This is a genomic window from Pseudomonas sp. PDM27 (genome assembly GCF_019219205.1).
GTDB lineage: Bacteria > Pseudomonadota > Gammaproteobacteria > Pseudomonadales > Pseudomonadaceae > Aquipseudomonas > Aquipseudomonas laurylsulfatiphila.
Genome location: NZ_JAHUWF010000016.1, coordinates 82,964 through 97,089 on the forward strand (window position 1 = coordinate 82,964; position 14,126 = coordinate 97,089).

Annotated in this window: 13 protein-coding genes; 9 read left to right on the forward strand and 4 right to left on the reverse strand. The window is 62.0% G+C overall.

Translation table 11 applies throughout. The features are described 5' to 3' along the window. Positions 1 to 133: 133 nt before the first annotated feature. On the reverse strand, positions 134 to 430 hold the full coding sequence (locus tag KW838_RS26290; protein ID WP_095967716.1) for a DUF1330 domain-containing protein: 297 nt from the start codon (positions 428 to 430) through the stop codon (positions 134 to 136). 70 nt (positions 431 to 500) lie between these two features. On the opposite strand from KW838_RS26290, the gene ribBA reads away from it, so the two are divergent. The 6 genes from ribBA (at position 501) to KW838_RS26320 (ending at position 7,866) form a co-directional block, all read left to right on the forward strand. After that, positions 501 to 1,610 (forward strand): bifunctional 3,4-dihydroxy-2-butanone-4-phosphate synthase/GTP cyclohydrolase II, encoded by a 1,110-nt coding sequence (gene ribBA / locus KW838_RS26295; protein WP_126045298.1) that lies wholly within the window; start codon positions 501 to 503, stop codon positions 1,608 to 1,610. 322 nt (positions 1,611 to 1,932) lie between these two features. Further along, positions 1,933 to 2,958 (forward strand): ABC transporter substrate-binding protein, encoded by a 1,026-nt coding sequence (locus tag KW838_RS26300; protein WP_102701563.1) that lies wholly within the window; start codon positions 1,933 to 1,935, stop codon positions 2,956 to 2,958. After that, positions 2,955 to 3,899 (forward strand): ABC transporter permease, encoded by a 945-nt coding sequence (locus tag KW838_RS26305; RefSeq protein ID WP_015095695.1) that lies wholly within the window; start codon positions 2,955 to 2,957, stop codon positions 3,897 to 3,899. Before KW838_RS26300 ends, KW838_RS26305 begins: the two co-directional genes overlap by 4 nt. Positions 3,900 to 3,905: 6 nt before the next feature. Further along, positions 3,906 to 4,715 carry an ABC transporter permease gene (locus tag KW838_RS26310; protein ID WP_218504018.1) on the forward strand — a complete coding sequence of 270 codons (810 nt, stop codon included), beginning with the start codon at positions 3,906 to 3,908 and terminating at the stop codon, positions 4,713 to 4,715. 16 nt (positions 4,716 to 4,731) lie between these two features. Then, a complete protein-coding gene (locus KW838_RS26315; RefSeq protein WP_218504019.1) occupies positions 4,732 to 5,886 on the forward strand; it encodes an ABC transporter ATP-binding protein in 1,155 nt (384 codons plus the stop codon). 264 nt (positions 5,887 to 6,150) lie between these two features. Continuing rightward, positions 6,151 to 7,866 (forward strand): amidase, encoded by a 1,716-nt coding sequence (locus KW838_RS26320; protein WP_218504020.1) that lies wholly within the window; start codon positions 6,151 to 6,153, stop codon positions 7,864 to 7,866. Between the two features lie 295 nt (positions 7,867 to 8,161). Here KW838_RS26320 and KW838_RS26325 read toward each other — a convergent pair whose 3' ends face one another. Then, a complete protein-coding gene (locus KW838_RS26325; protein ID WP_218504021.1) occupies positions 8,162 to 9,160 on the reverse strand; it encodes a bile acid:sodium symporter family protein in 999 nt (332 codons plus the stop codon). 84 nt (positions 9,161 to 9,244) lie between these two features. Here KW838_RS26325 and KW838_RS26330 point away from each other — a divergent pair, with 84 nt between their 5' ends. Continuing rightward, positions 9,245 to 10,033 (forward strand): helix-turn-helix domain-containing protein, encoded by a 789-nt coding sequence (locus KW838_RS26330; protein ID WP_218504022.1) that lies wholly within the window; start codon positions 9,245 to 9,247, stop codon positions 10,031 to 10,033. A gap of 201 nt (positions 10,034 to 10,234) precedes the next feature. Here the strand turns inward: KW838_RS26330 and KW838_RS26335 are convergent, their stop codons facing one another. Beyond that, the gene (locus tag KW838_RS26335) at positions 10,235 to 11,335 is read right to left on the reverse strand and encodes a polyamine ABC transporter substrate-binding protein (RefSeq protein ID WP_218504023.1); all 1,101 of its coding nucleotides are present in this window, start codon (positions 11,333 to 11,335) and stop codon (positions 10,235 to 10,237) included. A 15-nt stretch (positions 11,336 to 11,350) separates the two neighbouring features. Between KW838_RS26335 and KW838_RS26340 the strand changes: the two genes are divergently transcribed. Beyond that, positions 11,351 to 11,557, forward strand: coding sequence for a hypothetical protein (locus tag KW838_RS26340; protein WP_218504024.1), 207 nt, complete (start codon positions 11,351 to 11,353; stop codon positions 11,555 to 11,557). 223 nt (positions 11,558 to 11,780) lie between these two features. On the opposite strand, the gene KW838_RS26345 is transcribed toward KW838_RS26340, so the two are convergent. Continuing rightward, positions 11,781 to 13,106 carry an OprD family porin gene (locus KW838_RS26345; RefSeq protein ID WP_218504025.1) on the reverse strand — a complete coding sequence of 442 codons (1,326 nt, stop codon included), beginning with the start codon at positions 13,104 to 13,106 and terminating at the stop codon, positions 11,781 to 11,783. A 348-nt stretch (positions 13,107 to 13,454) separates the two neighbouring features. On the opposite strand from KW838_RS26345, the gene KW838_RS26350 reads away from it, so the two are divergent. After that, positions 13,455 to 14,075: a glutathione S-transferase family protein gene (locus KW838_RS26350; RefSeq protein WP_102701570.1), complete on the forward strand. Its 621-nt coding sequence runs from the start codon at positions 13,455 to 13,457 to the stop codon at positions 14,073 to 14,075. Positions 14,076 to 14,126 lie beyond the last annotated feature (51 nt).

Below are 14,126 nucleotides of genomic sequence, written 5' to 3' on the forward strand. Positions count from 1 at the left end.
CCTCAGCGAGGGGCCGTACGTAAGGGGCGAGCGTTTTTGGTTACTTTTAAGGCGCTTGTTAAAAGTGACTCGCCGTAAGGGCGAAACCGCCAGCCGCCGTTACCGAAGAAACGGATATGTACACATTCGCAATTCAAAGCGGCGCCACGCCTTCGACAATGATGACCTCAGCCAAAGCCACCCCCTCACGATACCCCCTCGCCTCCTGATACAACGCCGAGTGATAACAAGCCACCGCCTGCTCATAGGAATCAAACTCGATCACCACACTGCGCTGCGGCGTCGCCCGACCTTCCATCGCCTCACTCCGCCCACCCCGCGCCAGAATCCGACCGCCATACAGGGCAAACGCCTGCGGCGCCCGCCGGGTGTATTGGCTGTATTGATCAGGGTCAGTGACATCCACATGAGCAATCCAGTACGCCTTCATAGTGACCTCTCGGTTTGTTTTGTATTATGGTATACCACATTACCCCTCCCACAAACACCGAGACTCCAGCATGGCCTTCAACAGCATCGAAGAAATCATCGAAGATTACCGCCTCGGCAAAATGGTCCTGCTGGTCGACGATGAAGACCGGGAAAACGAAGGCGACCTGTTGCTGGCCGCCGACTGCTGCACACCCGAGGCGATCAGCTTCATGGCCCGTGAAGCCCGTGGCCTGATCTGCCTGACCTTGACCGACGAACACTGCAAACGCCTGGGCCTGGAGCAAATGGTGCCGAGCAACGGCAGCGTGTTCAGCACCGCGTTCACGGTGTCCATCGAGGCTGCCGTCGGTGTCACCACCGGTATCTCCGCCGCCGATCGTGCCTGCACCGTGGCCGCCGCCGTCGCCGCCAATGCCGGCCCCGCCGACATCGTGCAACCGGGCCACATCTTCCCGCTGCGCGCCCGGGAAGGCGGTGTGCTGACCCGCGCCGGTCACACCGAAGCCGGTTGCGACCTGGCCCGCCTGGCCGGCCATACGCCCGCCTCGGTGATCGTCGAAGTGATGAACGACGACGGCACCATGGCCCGCCGCCCCGACCTGGAAGTGTTCGCGCGCAAGCACGGGATCAAGATCGGCACCATCGCCGACCTGATCCACTACCGCCTGAGTACCGAACACACCATCGTGCGCATCGGTGAACGTGACTTGCCGACGGTGCACGGCACCTTTCGTCTGATCACCTTCGAGGATCGCATCGAAGGCGGTGTCCACATGGCCATGGTCATGGGCGATCTGCGCCGCGATGAGCCGACGCTGGTGCGCGTGCATGTGATCGATCCGTTGCGCGACCTGGTCGGTGCCGAATACAGCGGGCCGACCAACTGGACCTTGTGGGCCGCCTTGCAGCGTGTCGCCGCCGAAGGCCACGGCGTGGTGGTGGTGCTGGCCAATCACGAATCCTCCCAGGCGCTGCTGGAACGCGTGCCGCAATTGACCCAGTCGCCCCGGCAGTTCAGCCGTTCGCAGTCGCGGATTTATTCGGAGGTGGGCACTGGCGCGCAGATCCTGCAGAACCTGGGTGTCGGCAAGCTGCGCCACCTCGGCCCGCCGTTGAAATATGCGGGCTTGACCGGGTATGACCTGGAGGTGGTGGAGAGCATTGCGTTCACCGAGTGATCCTCGGCTGAATGCAATCCCCCTGTGGGAGCGAGCCTGCTCGCGAAGAGGCCGGTACATCCAACATCTTCGTTGACTGTTACACCGCCTTCGCGAGCAGGCTCGCTCCCACAGGGGATTGCGTCACCGGGCAATAGTCAGAACCACTGAAAAACCACTTTTGGCTGATAGCCGGTACGGCAAAGTGCTTGCACAAAGCTTGGAATACCATAATATGATATTCCATAGACCGGACAGTCAGTACTGACTCGACGGACCTACTGCTCCCGATAGGCGGGCACTCGAAAGCCCCGCTCATAAACACAACAATGAGGGCGTGAAAATGGTGTTGAACAAACGTGCGACCGCGGTTCTTTTGGCGGGACTGCTGAGCGTCACCAGCCAGGCATTGCTGGCGGCTGAAAGCGTCAACTTCGTGAGTTGGGGCGGCAGCACCCAGGATGCGCAGAAGCAGGCCTGGGCCGATCCGTTCAGCAAGGCCAGCGGCATCACCGTTGTGCAGGATGGCCCGACCGACTACGGCAAGCTCAAGGCCATGGTCGAAAGCGGCAACGTGCAATGGGACGTGGTCGATGTCGAAGCCGACTTCGCCCTGCGCGCCGCCGCCGAAGGCTTGCTCGAACCCCTCGATTTCAAAGTCATCGAGCGCGACAAGATCGACCCGCGCTTCGTCAGCGATCACGGCGTCGGCTCGTTCTTCTTCTCCTTCGTCCTCGGCTACAACGAAGGCAAGCTCGGCGCCAACAAGCCTCAGGACTGGTCCGCGCTGTTCGACACCAAGACCTACCCCGGCAAACGCGCCCTCTACAAATGGCCAAGCCCTGGCGTGCTCGAACTGGCGCTGCTGGCCGACGGGGTAGCGGCGGACAAGCTCTATCCGCTGGACCTGGATCGCGCGTTCAAGAAACTCGACACCATCAAGAAAGACATCGTCTGGTGGGGCGGCGGCGCGCAGTCGCAGCAGTTGCTGGCCTCCGGTGAAGCGAGCATGGGCCAGTTCTGGAACGGCCGGATTCATGCCCTGCAGGAAGACGGCGCCCCGGTCGGCGTAAGCTGGAAACAGAACCTGGTCATGGCCGACATCCTGGTCATTCCCAAGGGTTCGAAAAACAAGGACGCGGCGATGAAGTTCCTGGCCAACGCCAGCAGCGCCAAAGGACAGGCTGACTTCTCCAACCTGACCGCCTACGCCCCGGTCAACGTCGACAGCGTGGCGCGCCTGGACTCGGCGCTGGCCCCGAACCTGCCGACCGCTTATGCAAAGGATCAGATCACTCTTGATTTCGCATACTGGGCCAAGAACGGTCCGGCCATTGCGACACGGTGGAACGAATGGCTGGTCAAATGAAAATGACGGCAACTGCGCCTCGTCCTTCCACGGCCTCCGGGAGCGCCATTGGCGCTGCCGGTTCGGCAGTCGGCCAGACCCTTGCAAAGCAGCCCTCGCCGTCGCTGAAACAGCGTTGGCGTGGCGCCAGTAACCTGGTCCCCGCCCTGCTGTTCCTCGGCCTGTTCTTTCTCGCGCCGCTGATTGGCCTGCTGCTGCGCGGCGTGCTGGAACCGGTGCCGGGCCTGGGCAACTACGAGCAACTGTTCGCCAACTCGGCCTATGCCCGGGTCCTGCTCAACACCTTCTCGGTGGCGGGCCTGGTGACGCTGTTCAGCCTGTTGCTGGGCTTCCCGCTGGCCTGGGCGATCACCCTGGTGCCGCGTGGCTGGGGGCGCTGGATCCTCAACATCGTGCTGTTGTCGATGTGGACCAGCCTGCTCGCCCGCACCTACTCCTGGCTGGTGTTGCTGCAAGCCTCCGGGGTGATCAACAAGGCGCTGATGGCCATGGGCATCATCGATCAACCGCTGGAGATGGTGCACAACCTCACCGGCGTGGTGATCGGCATGAGCTACATCATGATCCCGTTCATCGTGCTGCCGTTGCAGGCGACCATGCAGGCCATCGACCCGATGATCCTGCAGGCCGGTTCGATCTGCGGCGCCAGCCCCTGGACCAACTTCTTCCGGGTGTTCCTGCCGCTGTGCCGGCCGGGGCTGTTCTCCGGTGGCCTGATGGTGTTCGTGATGTCCCTCGGTTACTACGTGACCCCGGCACTGCTGGGCGGTGCGCAGAACATGATGCTCCCCGAGTTCATCATTCAGCAGGTGCAGTCGTTCCTCAACTGGGGCCTGGCCAGCGCTGGCGCCGCGTTGCTGATCGTGATCACGCTGGTGCTGTTCTACTTCTACCTGAAGCTCCAGCCGGAATCCCCGGTTGGCGCCAGCAACGCGAGGTAAGCCGTCATGCTCCTGACCCCAAATGCCATGAGCCGCCGGATGCGCTTCGGCCTCTATGCCACCACCGGGCTGATCGGTCTGTTCCTGCTGCTGCCGATCGTGTTCATCGTGCTGCTGTCGTTCGGTTCGTCGCAATGGCTGGTGTTCCCGCCGCCGGGCTGGACGCTGAAATGGTACGGCCAGTTCTTCTCCAACGCCGACTGGATGAACGCGGCGATGGCCAGCCTGAAGGTCGCGGTGCTGACCACGTTCTTCGCTGTCACGCTGGGCCTGCCCACCGCGTTCGCCCTGGTGCGTGGCCGCTTCCCCGGCCGGGAAATGCTCTACGGCCTGTTCACCCTGCCGATGATCGTGCCCCTGGTGATCATCGCCGTGGCGGTGTACGCGCTGTTCCTGAAACTGGGCTACACCGGGACCATGTTCGCCTTCGTGGTCAGCCATGTGATCGTGGCGTTGCCGTTCACCATCATCTCGATCATCAACTCGCTGAAGCTGTTCGATCAGTCGATCGAGGATGCGGCGGTGATCTGCGGCGCCTCGCGCCTGCAAGCGGTGTTCAAGGTGACCTTCCCGGCGATCCGTCCGGGCATGGTGGCCGGCGCCCTCTTCGCCTTCCTCGTCTCGTGGGATGAAGTGGTGCTGAGCGTGATGATGGCCAGCCCGACCCTGCAAACCCTTCCCGTGAAAATGTGGACCACCCTGCGCCAGGACCTGACGCCCGTGATCGCCGTCGCCTCGACGCTGCTGATCGGCCTCTCGGTATTGGTCATGGTGATCGCCGCCGCTCTGCGCCGGCGCAACGAAATCAGCGCTTGAGCGCCAGGAGTACGACATGAGTGCAGTGATCAAAGATTCCGCGCAGCAAAATGACAAACCCCTGGTCAGCCTGCGTAACCTGAACAAGCACTACGGCGACTTCGCCGCCGTGGACAACATCTCGCTGGACATCAAGGACGGTGAATTCCTCACCTTCCTCGGCTCCAGCGGCTCGGGCAAAAGCACCACGCTGTCGATGCTCGCCGGATTCGAAACGCCGAGCAGCGGCGAGATCCTGGTCAACGACCAGTCGCTGGTGAACGTGCCGCCGCACAAACGCGACATCGGCATGGTGTTCCAGCGTTATTCGTTGTTCCCGCACCTGTCCGTGCGCGACAACATCGCCTTCCCGCTGGCCATTCGCAAACTGGCCACGGCCGAACGCGAACGCCGGGTCGATGCGATGCTCAAGCTGGTGCAGCTTGAGCAATTCGCCCATCGCCGCCCTTCGCAACTCTCTGGCGGTCAGCAACAACGCGTCGCCATCGCCCGCGCACTGGTTTACGAACCACGCATTTTGCTGATGGACGAACCCCTCGGCGCGCTGGACAAGAAACTGCGCGAAGACTTGCAGGATGAACTGCGCCAGCTGCATCGGCGCCTGGGCATCACCATCGTCTACGTGACCCATGATCAGGAAGAAGCCATGCGCCTGTCCCAGCGCATCGCGATCTTCAGCCACGGCAAGATCGTTGGCCTGGGCAGCGGCTATGACCTGTACCAGAACCCGCCGAACGCCTTTGTCGCCTCGTTTCTGGGCAACTCCAACTTCCTCAAGCTCAAGGCCCAGGGTAATGCGGTGGCGACCTTCGAGGGGCAACCGCTGTCGATCCGTCTCACCGCCAGCCTGCAAACCGACCAGGACGTACTGCTGATGGTGCGCCCGGAAAAAGCCCTGGCCCTGAGCAATGAACAAGCCCTCGCCGAACCGCTGGCCGCCGGCTGGAACGAAGTCTCGGCCAAGGTCGTGGAAGTGCTGTTCCTCGGCGAAAGCCAGACCTGCAGCGTGATCACCGCTGGCGGCACCTCGATGACGGTCAAGGCTCTGTCCGCCGCCGGCATGCCGCTCAAGACGGGCGACCCGGTGCGGGTGCGTTGGGCCACCGCCGACGCCTGCGTCTACACCGAATGGGCCGAAAGCGACCTGAACAAGGCTGCCGGCGCTCACTGATCCATTGGCCTGCGCGCGCGGGCCACTATAATGAGTCACCCTCGGGCCACCACAACGTCGGGTTGTGGTGGCCTTTTTTCTGTCGCCTGTAAGATAAATTGGACAACGGATTCCTAAAATCCCGGTTTAATGCTAAATAGTGCTCAGTATTTTTAACACCCGACCCTGTCGTGCCACACAGTGCAACGAGAATAACGATATGAAAGTCCATTTCGAGAAAAGTGAAGTGTTTGGGACCCTCCACCTGCAAGCGGCGGTGGCAGCATGATCGAAGTCACCGAAGTTTCCATTGCCGAGCTGCGCGCCGCGCTCGAATCCGGCCAGACCACCTCGGTTGAACTGGTCCAGGCCTATCTCGCGCGGATCGATGCCTATGACGGCCCCGAGACGCCCACGGCACTGAACGCAGTGGTGGTGCGCAACCCCGAGGCCCTCGCCGAAGCGCAGGCCGCCGACGCCCGTCGCGCCAAGGGCCAGACGCTGGGTCCGCTGGACGGCATCCCTTACACCGCCAAGGACAGTTATCTGGTCAAGGGCCTCACCGCCGCTTCCGGCAGCCCGGCCTTCAAGGACCTGGTTGCCTATCGCGATGCGTTCACCATCGAACGCCTGCGTGCCGCCGGGGCGATCTGCCTGGGCAAGACCAACATGCCGCCAATGGCCAACGGCGGGATGCAGCGCGGCGTCTACGGCCGCGCCGAGAGCCCGTACAACGCCGGCTACCTCACCGCCCCTTTTGCCTCCGGTTCGTCGAACGGTGCCGGCACGGCCACCGCGGCCAGTTTCGCCGCTTTCGGTCTGGCGGAAGAAACCTGGTCGAGTGGTCGCGGCCCGGCTTCGAACAACGGTTTGTGCGCCTACACCCCGTCGCGCGGCGTGATCTCGGTACGCGGCAACTGGCCGCTGACCCCGACCATGGACGTGGTCGTGCCGTTTGCCCGGACCATGGCCGACCTGCTCGAAGTGCTCGACGTGGTGGTGGCCGATGACCCGGACACTCGCGGTGACCTGTGGCGCTTGCAGCCTTGGGTGCCCATTCCGAAATCGTCCGAGGTACGCCCGCAATCCTATGCCGCGCTGGCGGCGAACAGCGAAGCGCTCAAAGGCAAGAAGTTCGGCATTCCGCGCATGTACATCAATGCCGACCCTGAAGCCGGCACTTCCGAAGCACCGGGCATCGGTGGCCCGACCGGCCAACGCATCATTACCCGTCCGTCGGTGATCGGTCTGTGGGAACAGGCGCGCAAGGCCCTCGAAGACGCCGGTGCGCAAGTGATCGACGTGGACTTCCCGCTGGTCTCCAATTGCGAAGGCGATCGTCCTGGCGCGCCAACCGTGTTCAATCGCGGCATCGTCTCCAAGGAATTCCTGCACCATGAACTGTGGGACCTGACCGCCTGGGCGTTCGATGACTTCCTGCAGGCCAACGGCGATCCGAAATTGAATCGCCTGGCCGATGTCGACGGCCCGCAGATCTTCCCTCACGACCCGGGCACCCTGCCCAACCGCGAGGGCGACCTGGTCGCCGGCATGGACGAATACGTGCGCATGGCCGAGCGCGGCATCACGCCGTGGGACCAGATCAGCACAGTGCCCGACGGCCTGCGCGGGCTTGAGAAGACCCGCAAGCTCGATCTCGAAGACTGGATGGATCGCCTGGGCCTCGACGCGGTGCTGTTCCCGACAGTCGCCGATGTAGCGCCGGCGAATGCCGATGTCGATCCGCAGTCGGCGGATATCGCCTGGAGCAACGGTATATGGGTCGCCAACGGCAACCTCGCCATCCGTCACCTCGGCGTGCCAACCGTCACCGTGCCAATGGGCGTGATGCCGGACATCGGCATGCCGGTCGGCCTGACCTTCGCCGGGCGCGCCTATGACGACTCGTCGCTGCTGCACCTGGCATCGGCGTTCGAGTCCACCGGCAGCAAACGCATGATCCCGCCGCGCACCCCGCCATTGGCGGCTGACCAGCGCTAATGCAGGCGCTGGCTTAGCAAGCTCGCTCCTACAGACGCGGTCTCCTGTAGGAGCGAGCTTGCTCGCGATGGTCGTCAACGAAAACGCGTGTGAACTGGATGAACGCGGTCCTTTGTAGGAGCTGGCCTGCCAGCGATGGTCGTTAACGATAACGCGTGTGAACTGGATAAACGCGGTCCTTTGTAGGAGCTGGCCTGCCAGCGATGGTCGTTAACGATAACGCGTGTGAACTGGATGAACGCGGCGCACTTGAATCCATCGCCAGCAGGCTGGCTCCTACAGGTTCCCGGGAGTTTCAGGGATCGACCTGAGCCATCAGTTCCGGAATCGATTCCGGCCGATTGGCAAAACGCTGCGCCAGCACCGCACAGACCATCAGTTGAATCTGGTGGAACAGCATCAACGGCAGGATCAGCACGCCAATGGTGCTACCGGCAAACAACACCTGCGCCATCGGCACACCGGTCGCCAGGCTTTTCTTCGAGCCGCAGAAGAGAATGGTGATGCGGTCTTCCTGATTGAAGCCGAACGCCTTGCCCAGTACGGTCGAGGCCACCAACACCAGCGCCAGGACCACGCAGCACGCCACCACCAGCCCGACCAGGTCCAGCAACGGAATCTGGTGCCAGAGGCCTTCGATCACCGCTTCGCTGAACGCGCCGTAGACCACCAGCAAAATCGAACCCTGATCGACGAACTTCAGCCAACTCTTGTTGCGCCCCACCCAGTTGCCGATCCAGCGTCGCGCGATCTGCCCGGCAATGAACGGCAGCAGCAACTGCACGCTGATCTTGAGGATGGCGTCGAGGGTCGATGAACCTTCGCCGTGCACATTGAGCAGCAGGGTCACCAGCAAGGGCGTGAGGAAAATCCCGAACAGGCTGGACGCCGCCGCGCTGCAGATCGCCGCCGGGATGTTGCCCCGCGCCAGCGAAGTAAAGGCAATCGCCGACTGCACCGTGGCGGGCAGCGCACACAGGTACAGCATGCCCATATACAGGTCGTTGCCGATCAACGGCGACAGCAGCGGCTTGAGCGCCAGGCCGAGCAGCGGGAACAGCACGAAGGTCAGGCTGAACACCAGCAAATGCAGGCGCCAGTGCCCGGCACCGGCAATGATCGACTCGCGGGACAGCTTGGCGCCATGCAGGAAAAACAGCAGCGCGATGGCGATGTTGGTCAGCCAGCCAAAACCGACCGCGACCTGGCCGCTGGCAGGCAGCAGGCTGGCGAGCGCGACCACGCCGATCAGGGTCAGGGTGAAGTTGTCGGGTAACAAACGGGGGCGAGTCATGGGTTGATCATCCGGGGGTTGCCAGTACGTGAAAGCGACTCTAACGTGACTGGATATTACCGACTAACGCCGATGAGCCCACCGATGCCGCCTAAAGGACATGACAAAAGTATCCGGCGCAGTATTCCCGGGCTGTCCAGCCTGCCAAGGCCGCTCTACGGCCGTACCGAATCGCTGCCCAATCGCGCCCTGACCCGGCGCCACAGCCACCCGTGGGTGCAGCTGTCCTATGCGATCCAGGGCGTGCTCGAAATCCAGACCGGCGTCGGGCGCTTCGTCGCCCCGCCGGAGCGTGCGGTGTGGATTCCGGCGGGCATGCCGCACCGGGTGTTCAGTTCGCCGCGCACGGAAATGCGCAGCCTGTACATCGATTGCAGCGTCTCGACCTGGGCGCCGCCGGGCTGTCATGTGTTGGCGGTCAGCGATCTGTTGCGCGAGTTGATCCGTGCCTTCAGTCAGATTCCGGTGGAATACGATCAGGACGGAGCGCACGGCCGGTTGGCCCAGGTGATTCTCGATCAGTTGGCTGAGGCACCCCAGATCGACCTGATGCTGCCGCTGCCCCAGGACAGCCGATTGCGGCAAATCGCGCAAAGCCTGGAGTCGCACCCCGAGCAACAAACCACCCTCAGTCACTGGAGCGAGCAATTCGGCGTCACCGAGAAAACCCTCAGTCGTCTGTTCCTGCGCGACACCGGCCTGACCTTTCGCGCCTGGCGCCAGCGCTTGCGCCTGCTCGGCGCCCTGACACCCCTGGAACAGGGCGAGCGAGTGACCGATGTGGCGTTGGCTTGCGGCTATGACTCGACGTCGGCGTTTATCGCGGCGTTTCGTCAGCAGTTTGGTGAAACACCCGGGGAGTTTTTTCGCTAGGCCTGCACCGTACATCCTGTGGGAGCGAGCATGGGATTTGTGCTCGACATCAATCAAATGTGGGAGCGGGCTTGCTCGCGAAAGCGGAGTGTCAGTCGACACATGCTTGACTGACACTCCGCTTTCGCGAGCAAGCCCGCTCCCACAATGGATGTTCGTCGCCCGCAGGATGTGTGTTCGACGCCTGCAAGGATCTCGGGGTTACTGATCGGACTTGATGCTGGTCCACACCCGCGTGCGCACCCGCTCGAGCTTTTGCGGCAATGGCTGCACGACGTACAGCGTCTTCAATGCCTCGCTGGTCGGTGTCAGGTTCGGGTTGCCGGTGATGTCCTTGTTGATCAGCGCCAGCGAATCCTTGTTGGCATTCGGGTAGCCGAGGAAGTCGCTGATCGGCGCGATGACTTTCGGGTCCAGCAGGTTGTTGAGGAACTCATGGGCCTCGGCGACATTCTTTGCGCTTTTCGGGATGGCGAAGGTGTCGAACCAGATCGGCGCACCCTCTTTCGGCAGGCGCCAGTCGACGACCACACCGTTACCCGCCTCTTTGGCGCGGTTGCCGAACTGATAGAAGCTGCCGGAGTAACCGATGGCCACGCAGATATCGCCGTTGGCGATGTCAGTCATGTACTTGGCGGAGTTGAAATAGGTGACGTAAGGACGGACCTTGAGCATCAGCGCCTTGGCTTTTTCGTAGTCATCCGGGTTCTGGCTGTTCGGGTCCAGCCCCAGGTAATGCAGGGCCAGCGGCAGGATCTCCGACGGCGAGTCGAGCATCGCGACGCCACAGGCCTTGAGCTTCTCCATGTTCTCGGGCTTGAACACCAGGTCCCAGCTGTCCACCGGCGCATTCTCGCCCAGCGCCGCCTTGACCTTGGCCGGGTTGAAACCGATCAGCACGGTGCCGTACATGTAGGGCACGCCGTACTGGTTGCCCGGGTCGTTCTTGTCCAGCAGCTTGAGCAACGCCGGGTCCTGGTGCGACCAGTTCGGCAGTTTGGACTTGTCGAGTTTCTGGAACACGCCCGCCTTGATCTGGGTTTCGATGAACTGGTTGGAGGGCACCACCAGGTCGTAGCCCGAGTTGCCGGTGAGCAGCTTGGCTTCCAGGGACTCATTGGTGTCGAAGGTGTCCCAGGTCACCTTGATCCCGGTGTCCCTGGCAAAATCCTTGGGTACGGACGGCAGGATGTAGTCCGCCCAGTTGTACACCCGCAATTCGCGCGGTTCGGCGTGCACCGCGCTGGCCAGCAGCGACAGTCCGCAAACGGTGGCACCCATTATGCGTTTCATTGAGTCCATGGATCATTTCCCCAAGTGTGGCGTGAGTTCGATGGTTTTTATGTTCTGTACACGGCAGCGGCCTTGAAAATTGCCAAGGGCAAGGAAGTCAAGCGTATGGTTGTGATTCTTGCCGAGGGCGTGGCCGGTTCACAGCGTGAGTCAGGCCAAAAGGAGATCGAAACGGCCAAAATACCTGTCCGCATTGATCAGCGATGCGACAGTGCGGCGGCCAGCCCATGAATCGATTTTTCTGTGGGAGCGGGCTTGCTCGCGAAGAGGCCGGCACATTCAGTATCGATGTGATCTGACACACCGCCATCGCGGGCAAGCCCGCTCCCACAGGGTTTGCGCGGTCCTTGTGGGAGCGGGCTTGCTCGCGAAGAGGCCAGCACATTCAATACCAATGTCGCCTGACACACCGCCTTCGCGAGCAAGCCCGCTCCCACAGGGGACTGTGGTGTGATTACAGCAGCGACAAGGTGTAATTGATGATGAACCGGCTCTGGTCCACATTGCGGCCGGCATCGGTGTTCGATTTGGCATTACGCAGTGTGAACCCTACCCCCTTGAACGTGCCCGACTGCAACACGTAGTCCAGGGTCATGTCGCGCTCCCATTCGGACTGATCGCTGGCGTTTTGCGCCTTGATGTCCGTGCCCTTCAGATACGCGATCGAGGCTTTCAGGCCCGGCACGCCCATGGGCGCGAAGTCGTAGGTGTATTGCCCGAAGTTCGTCTGCTCTCCGGCGCGGGCAAAGTTCTGGATCATCTTGTCGGTGGGCAGGTAGACACTGCCGCCGCCCGCCCCTTTGTCCACCAGGCTGCCCTGGTTGGGCTGGACGAAGTTGCTGCCGTCGCCCACCCGTTGATGACCCACCGACACCGCGTGCCCGCCATGGGTGTAGGTGAGCATCGCCACCCAGGTGCTGTTGTCGATTTCACCGTCGTTGTCGTCGGTGTAACCGGATACCCGATAACCTTGCGCGCGGCCGGAGGCTGAGCTGTTGGCACCGCTGGACGTGGTGTGGAAGTAGCGCAGGTCGGTGGTCAGTGAGCTGGCGCTGTCGATGGACAGAATGTGCGTCAGGCCGAGAAAGCTCTGGTTGTAGAAATCCTCCAGCTGCGCGAAGTAATACTGCGTCTTCAGGGATTTGCTGAGGTTGTAGTCAGCGCCGGCGTAGTAGAACTTGTTGCTGTCCTGGGTGCTGCCGGCGACCGACAAGCCTGTACGGTCGGTCGAGGCACGCCCGACCGCGTGCTCGAGCACACCGCTGGTCAGCGTCAGGCCATCGATGTCGTTCGAGGTGACCTGCGCACCGGTAAACGATTGCGGCAACACACGCGCATCGTTGGCCAGCAGGATTGGCAACTTCGGCAGCAAGGTGCCGTAGCGAAATTCAGTCCTCGCCAGGCGCATCTTCGCCGTAGGACCGAAGCTGCTCCAGGTGTCGGCCGCGCCGTCGCCGTCGGAAGGAATCATGCCGCTACCGACGTGGCGCCCCGCTCCGCTGTCCAGCGTGATGCCGAGCAACGCCTGGGCATCGAGCCCGAACCCTACCGTGCCCTGGGTAAACCCGGATTCATAGCGCAACACGAAGCCCTGGGCTGACTCTTCGGTTTTCGAAGGCTGTGCTGCGCCATCGCGATTGTCGCTGTTGAAGTACAGGGTGCGCATCGACAGGCTGGCCTTGCTGTCTTCGAGAAAACCATGGGCGGCGGAATCGGCGGCCTGTGCACACAGCGAACCGGTGGCCAACAGGACTGCGGTGGGAATCGCGCGTTTGAACATAGGGTGCTCCTGGGTGTTTCTTATCGTTATTTGAAGGTTTCACCGCCAGGCAGGACCCGATTGCCGCCCACGCAACAGCGCTCAACACGAGCGCGACAACAGGCGCGTTCGATGAGTGATGTGAATCGTTCGAGGTGAGGGGTTACTGACTGGCTTGTGAAACTCTTAAAACATTTCGGCAGGCTATTATCAAACGCGGTGAAAGTAGTTTTCGTAGAGGGATACGGCTTGTCGCGCAGGGGTATGGACGATCACTGTTTTTGAATATCGCTGCGTCGGATTTTCATCATACTGACCTCATCGGCAGTGTTCGCTGGCTGCCTGTGTGTCACCCAAGGAGCAATGCCCATGAACGATCGGATAGAGCTGTTCGGCGCCAATACCGGCAACAGTCTGCGGGCCGCGATCGCCCTCGAAGAGTCGGGCATCGCCTACACGGCACGCAAGCTCGACCTGTATGCACAGGAGCACCGCGGGCCGGACTTCCTGGCGCTCAACCCGGCCGGGAAAGTACCGACCCTGATCGATCACGGGACGACGCCGACGCTGGTCATCAACCAGTCCAACGCCATCATCCAGTACGCCGACTCCATTGCCCCCGGAAAGCTGGCACCGGCGCAGCCGGGACCTGTGCGCACCCGGGTGATCGACCGCTATTTCTTTTTCGTGACCGATGTCATCGCCCCCAGCCATGCCGCGTTTTTCCTGCACCAGGCAGGCCAGGACAAAGCGGCGGCGATCATCGATCTGCGGGTGATCGAACAACTGACCTACTCGGAAAGTTATTTGACCGGCGAATTCATGGCGGGCGAACAGTTTTCCATGGCCGATATTTCGGCGTTCACCATTGCCATGGCATTCCGTGACCGGCTGGACTGGAAGCTGCTTCCACAGCTATCGCGCTGGTTCGACACGGTCGAAGCCAGGCCGGCGGTACAACGTGGCCTGAATGTGTTCAAGCATTCCTGAGCAATCAGCGAACACAAAAATGCCCGACACGCCGCCGTCATTGTGGGAGCG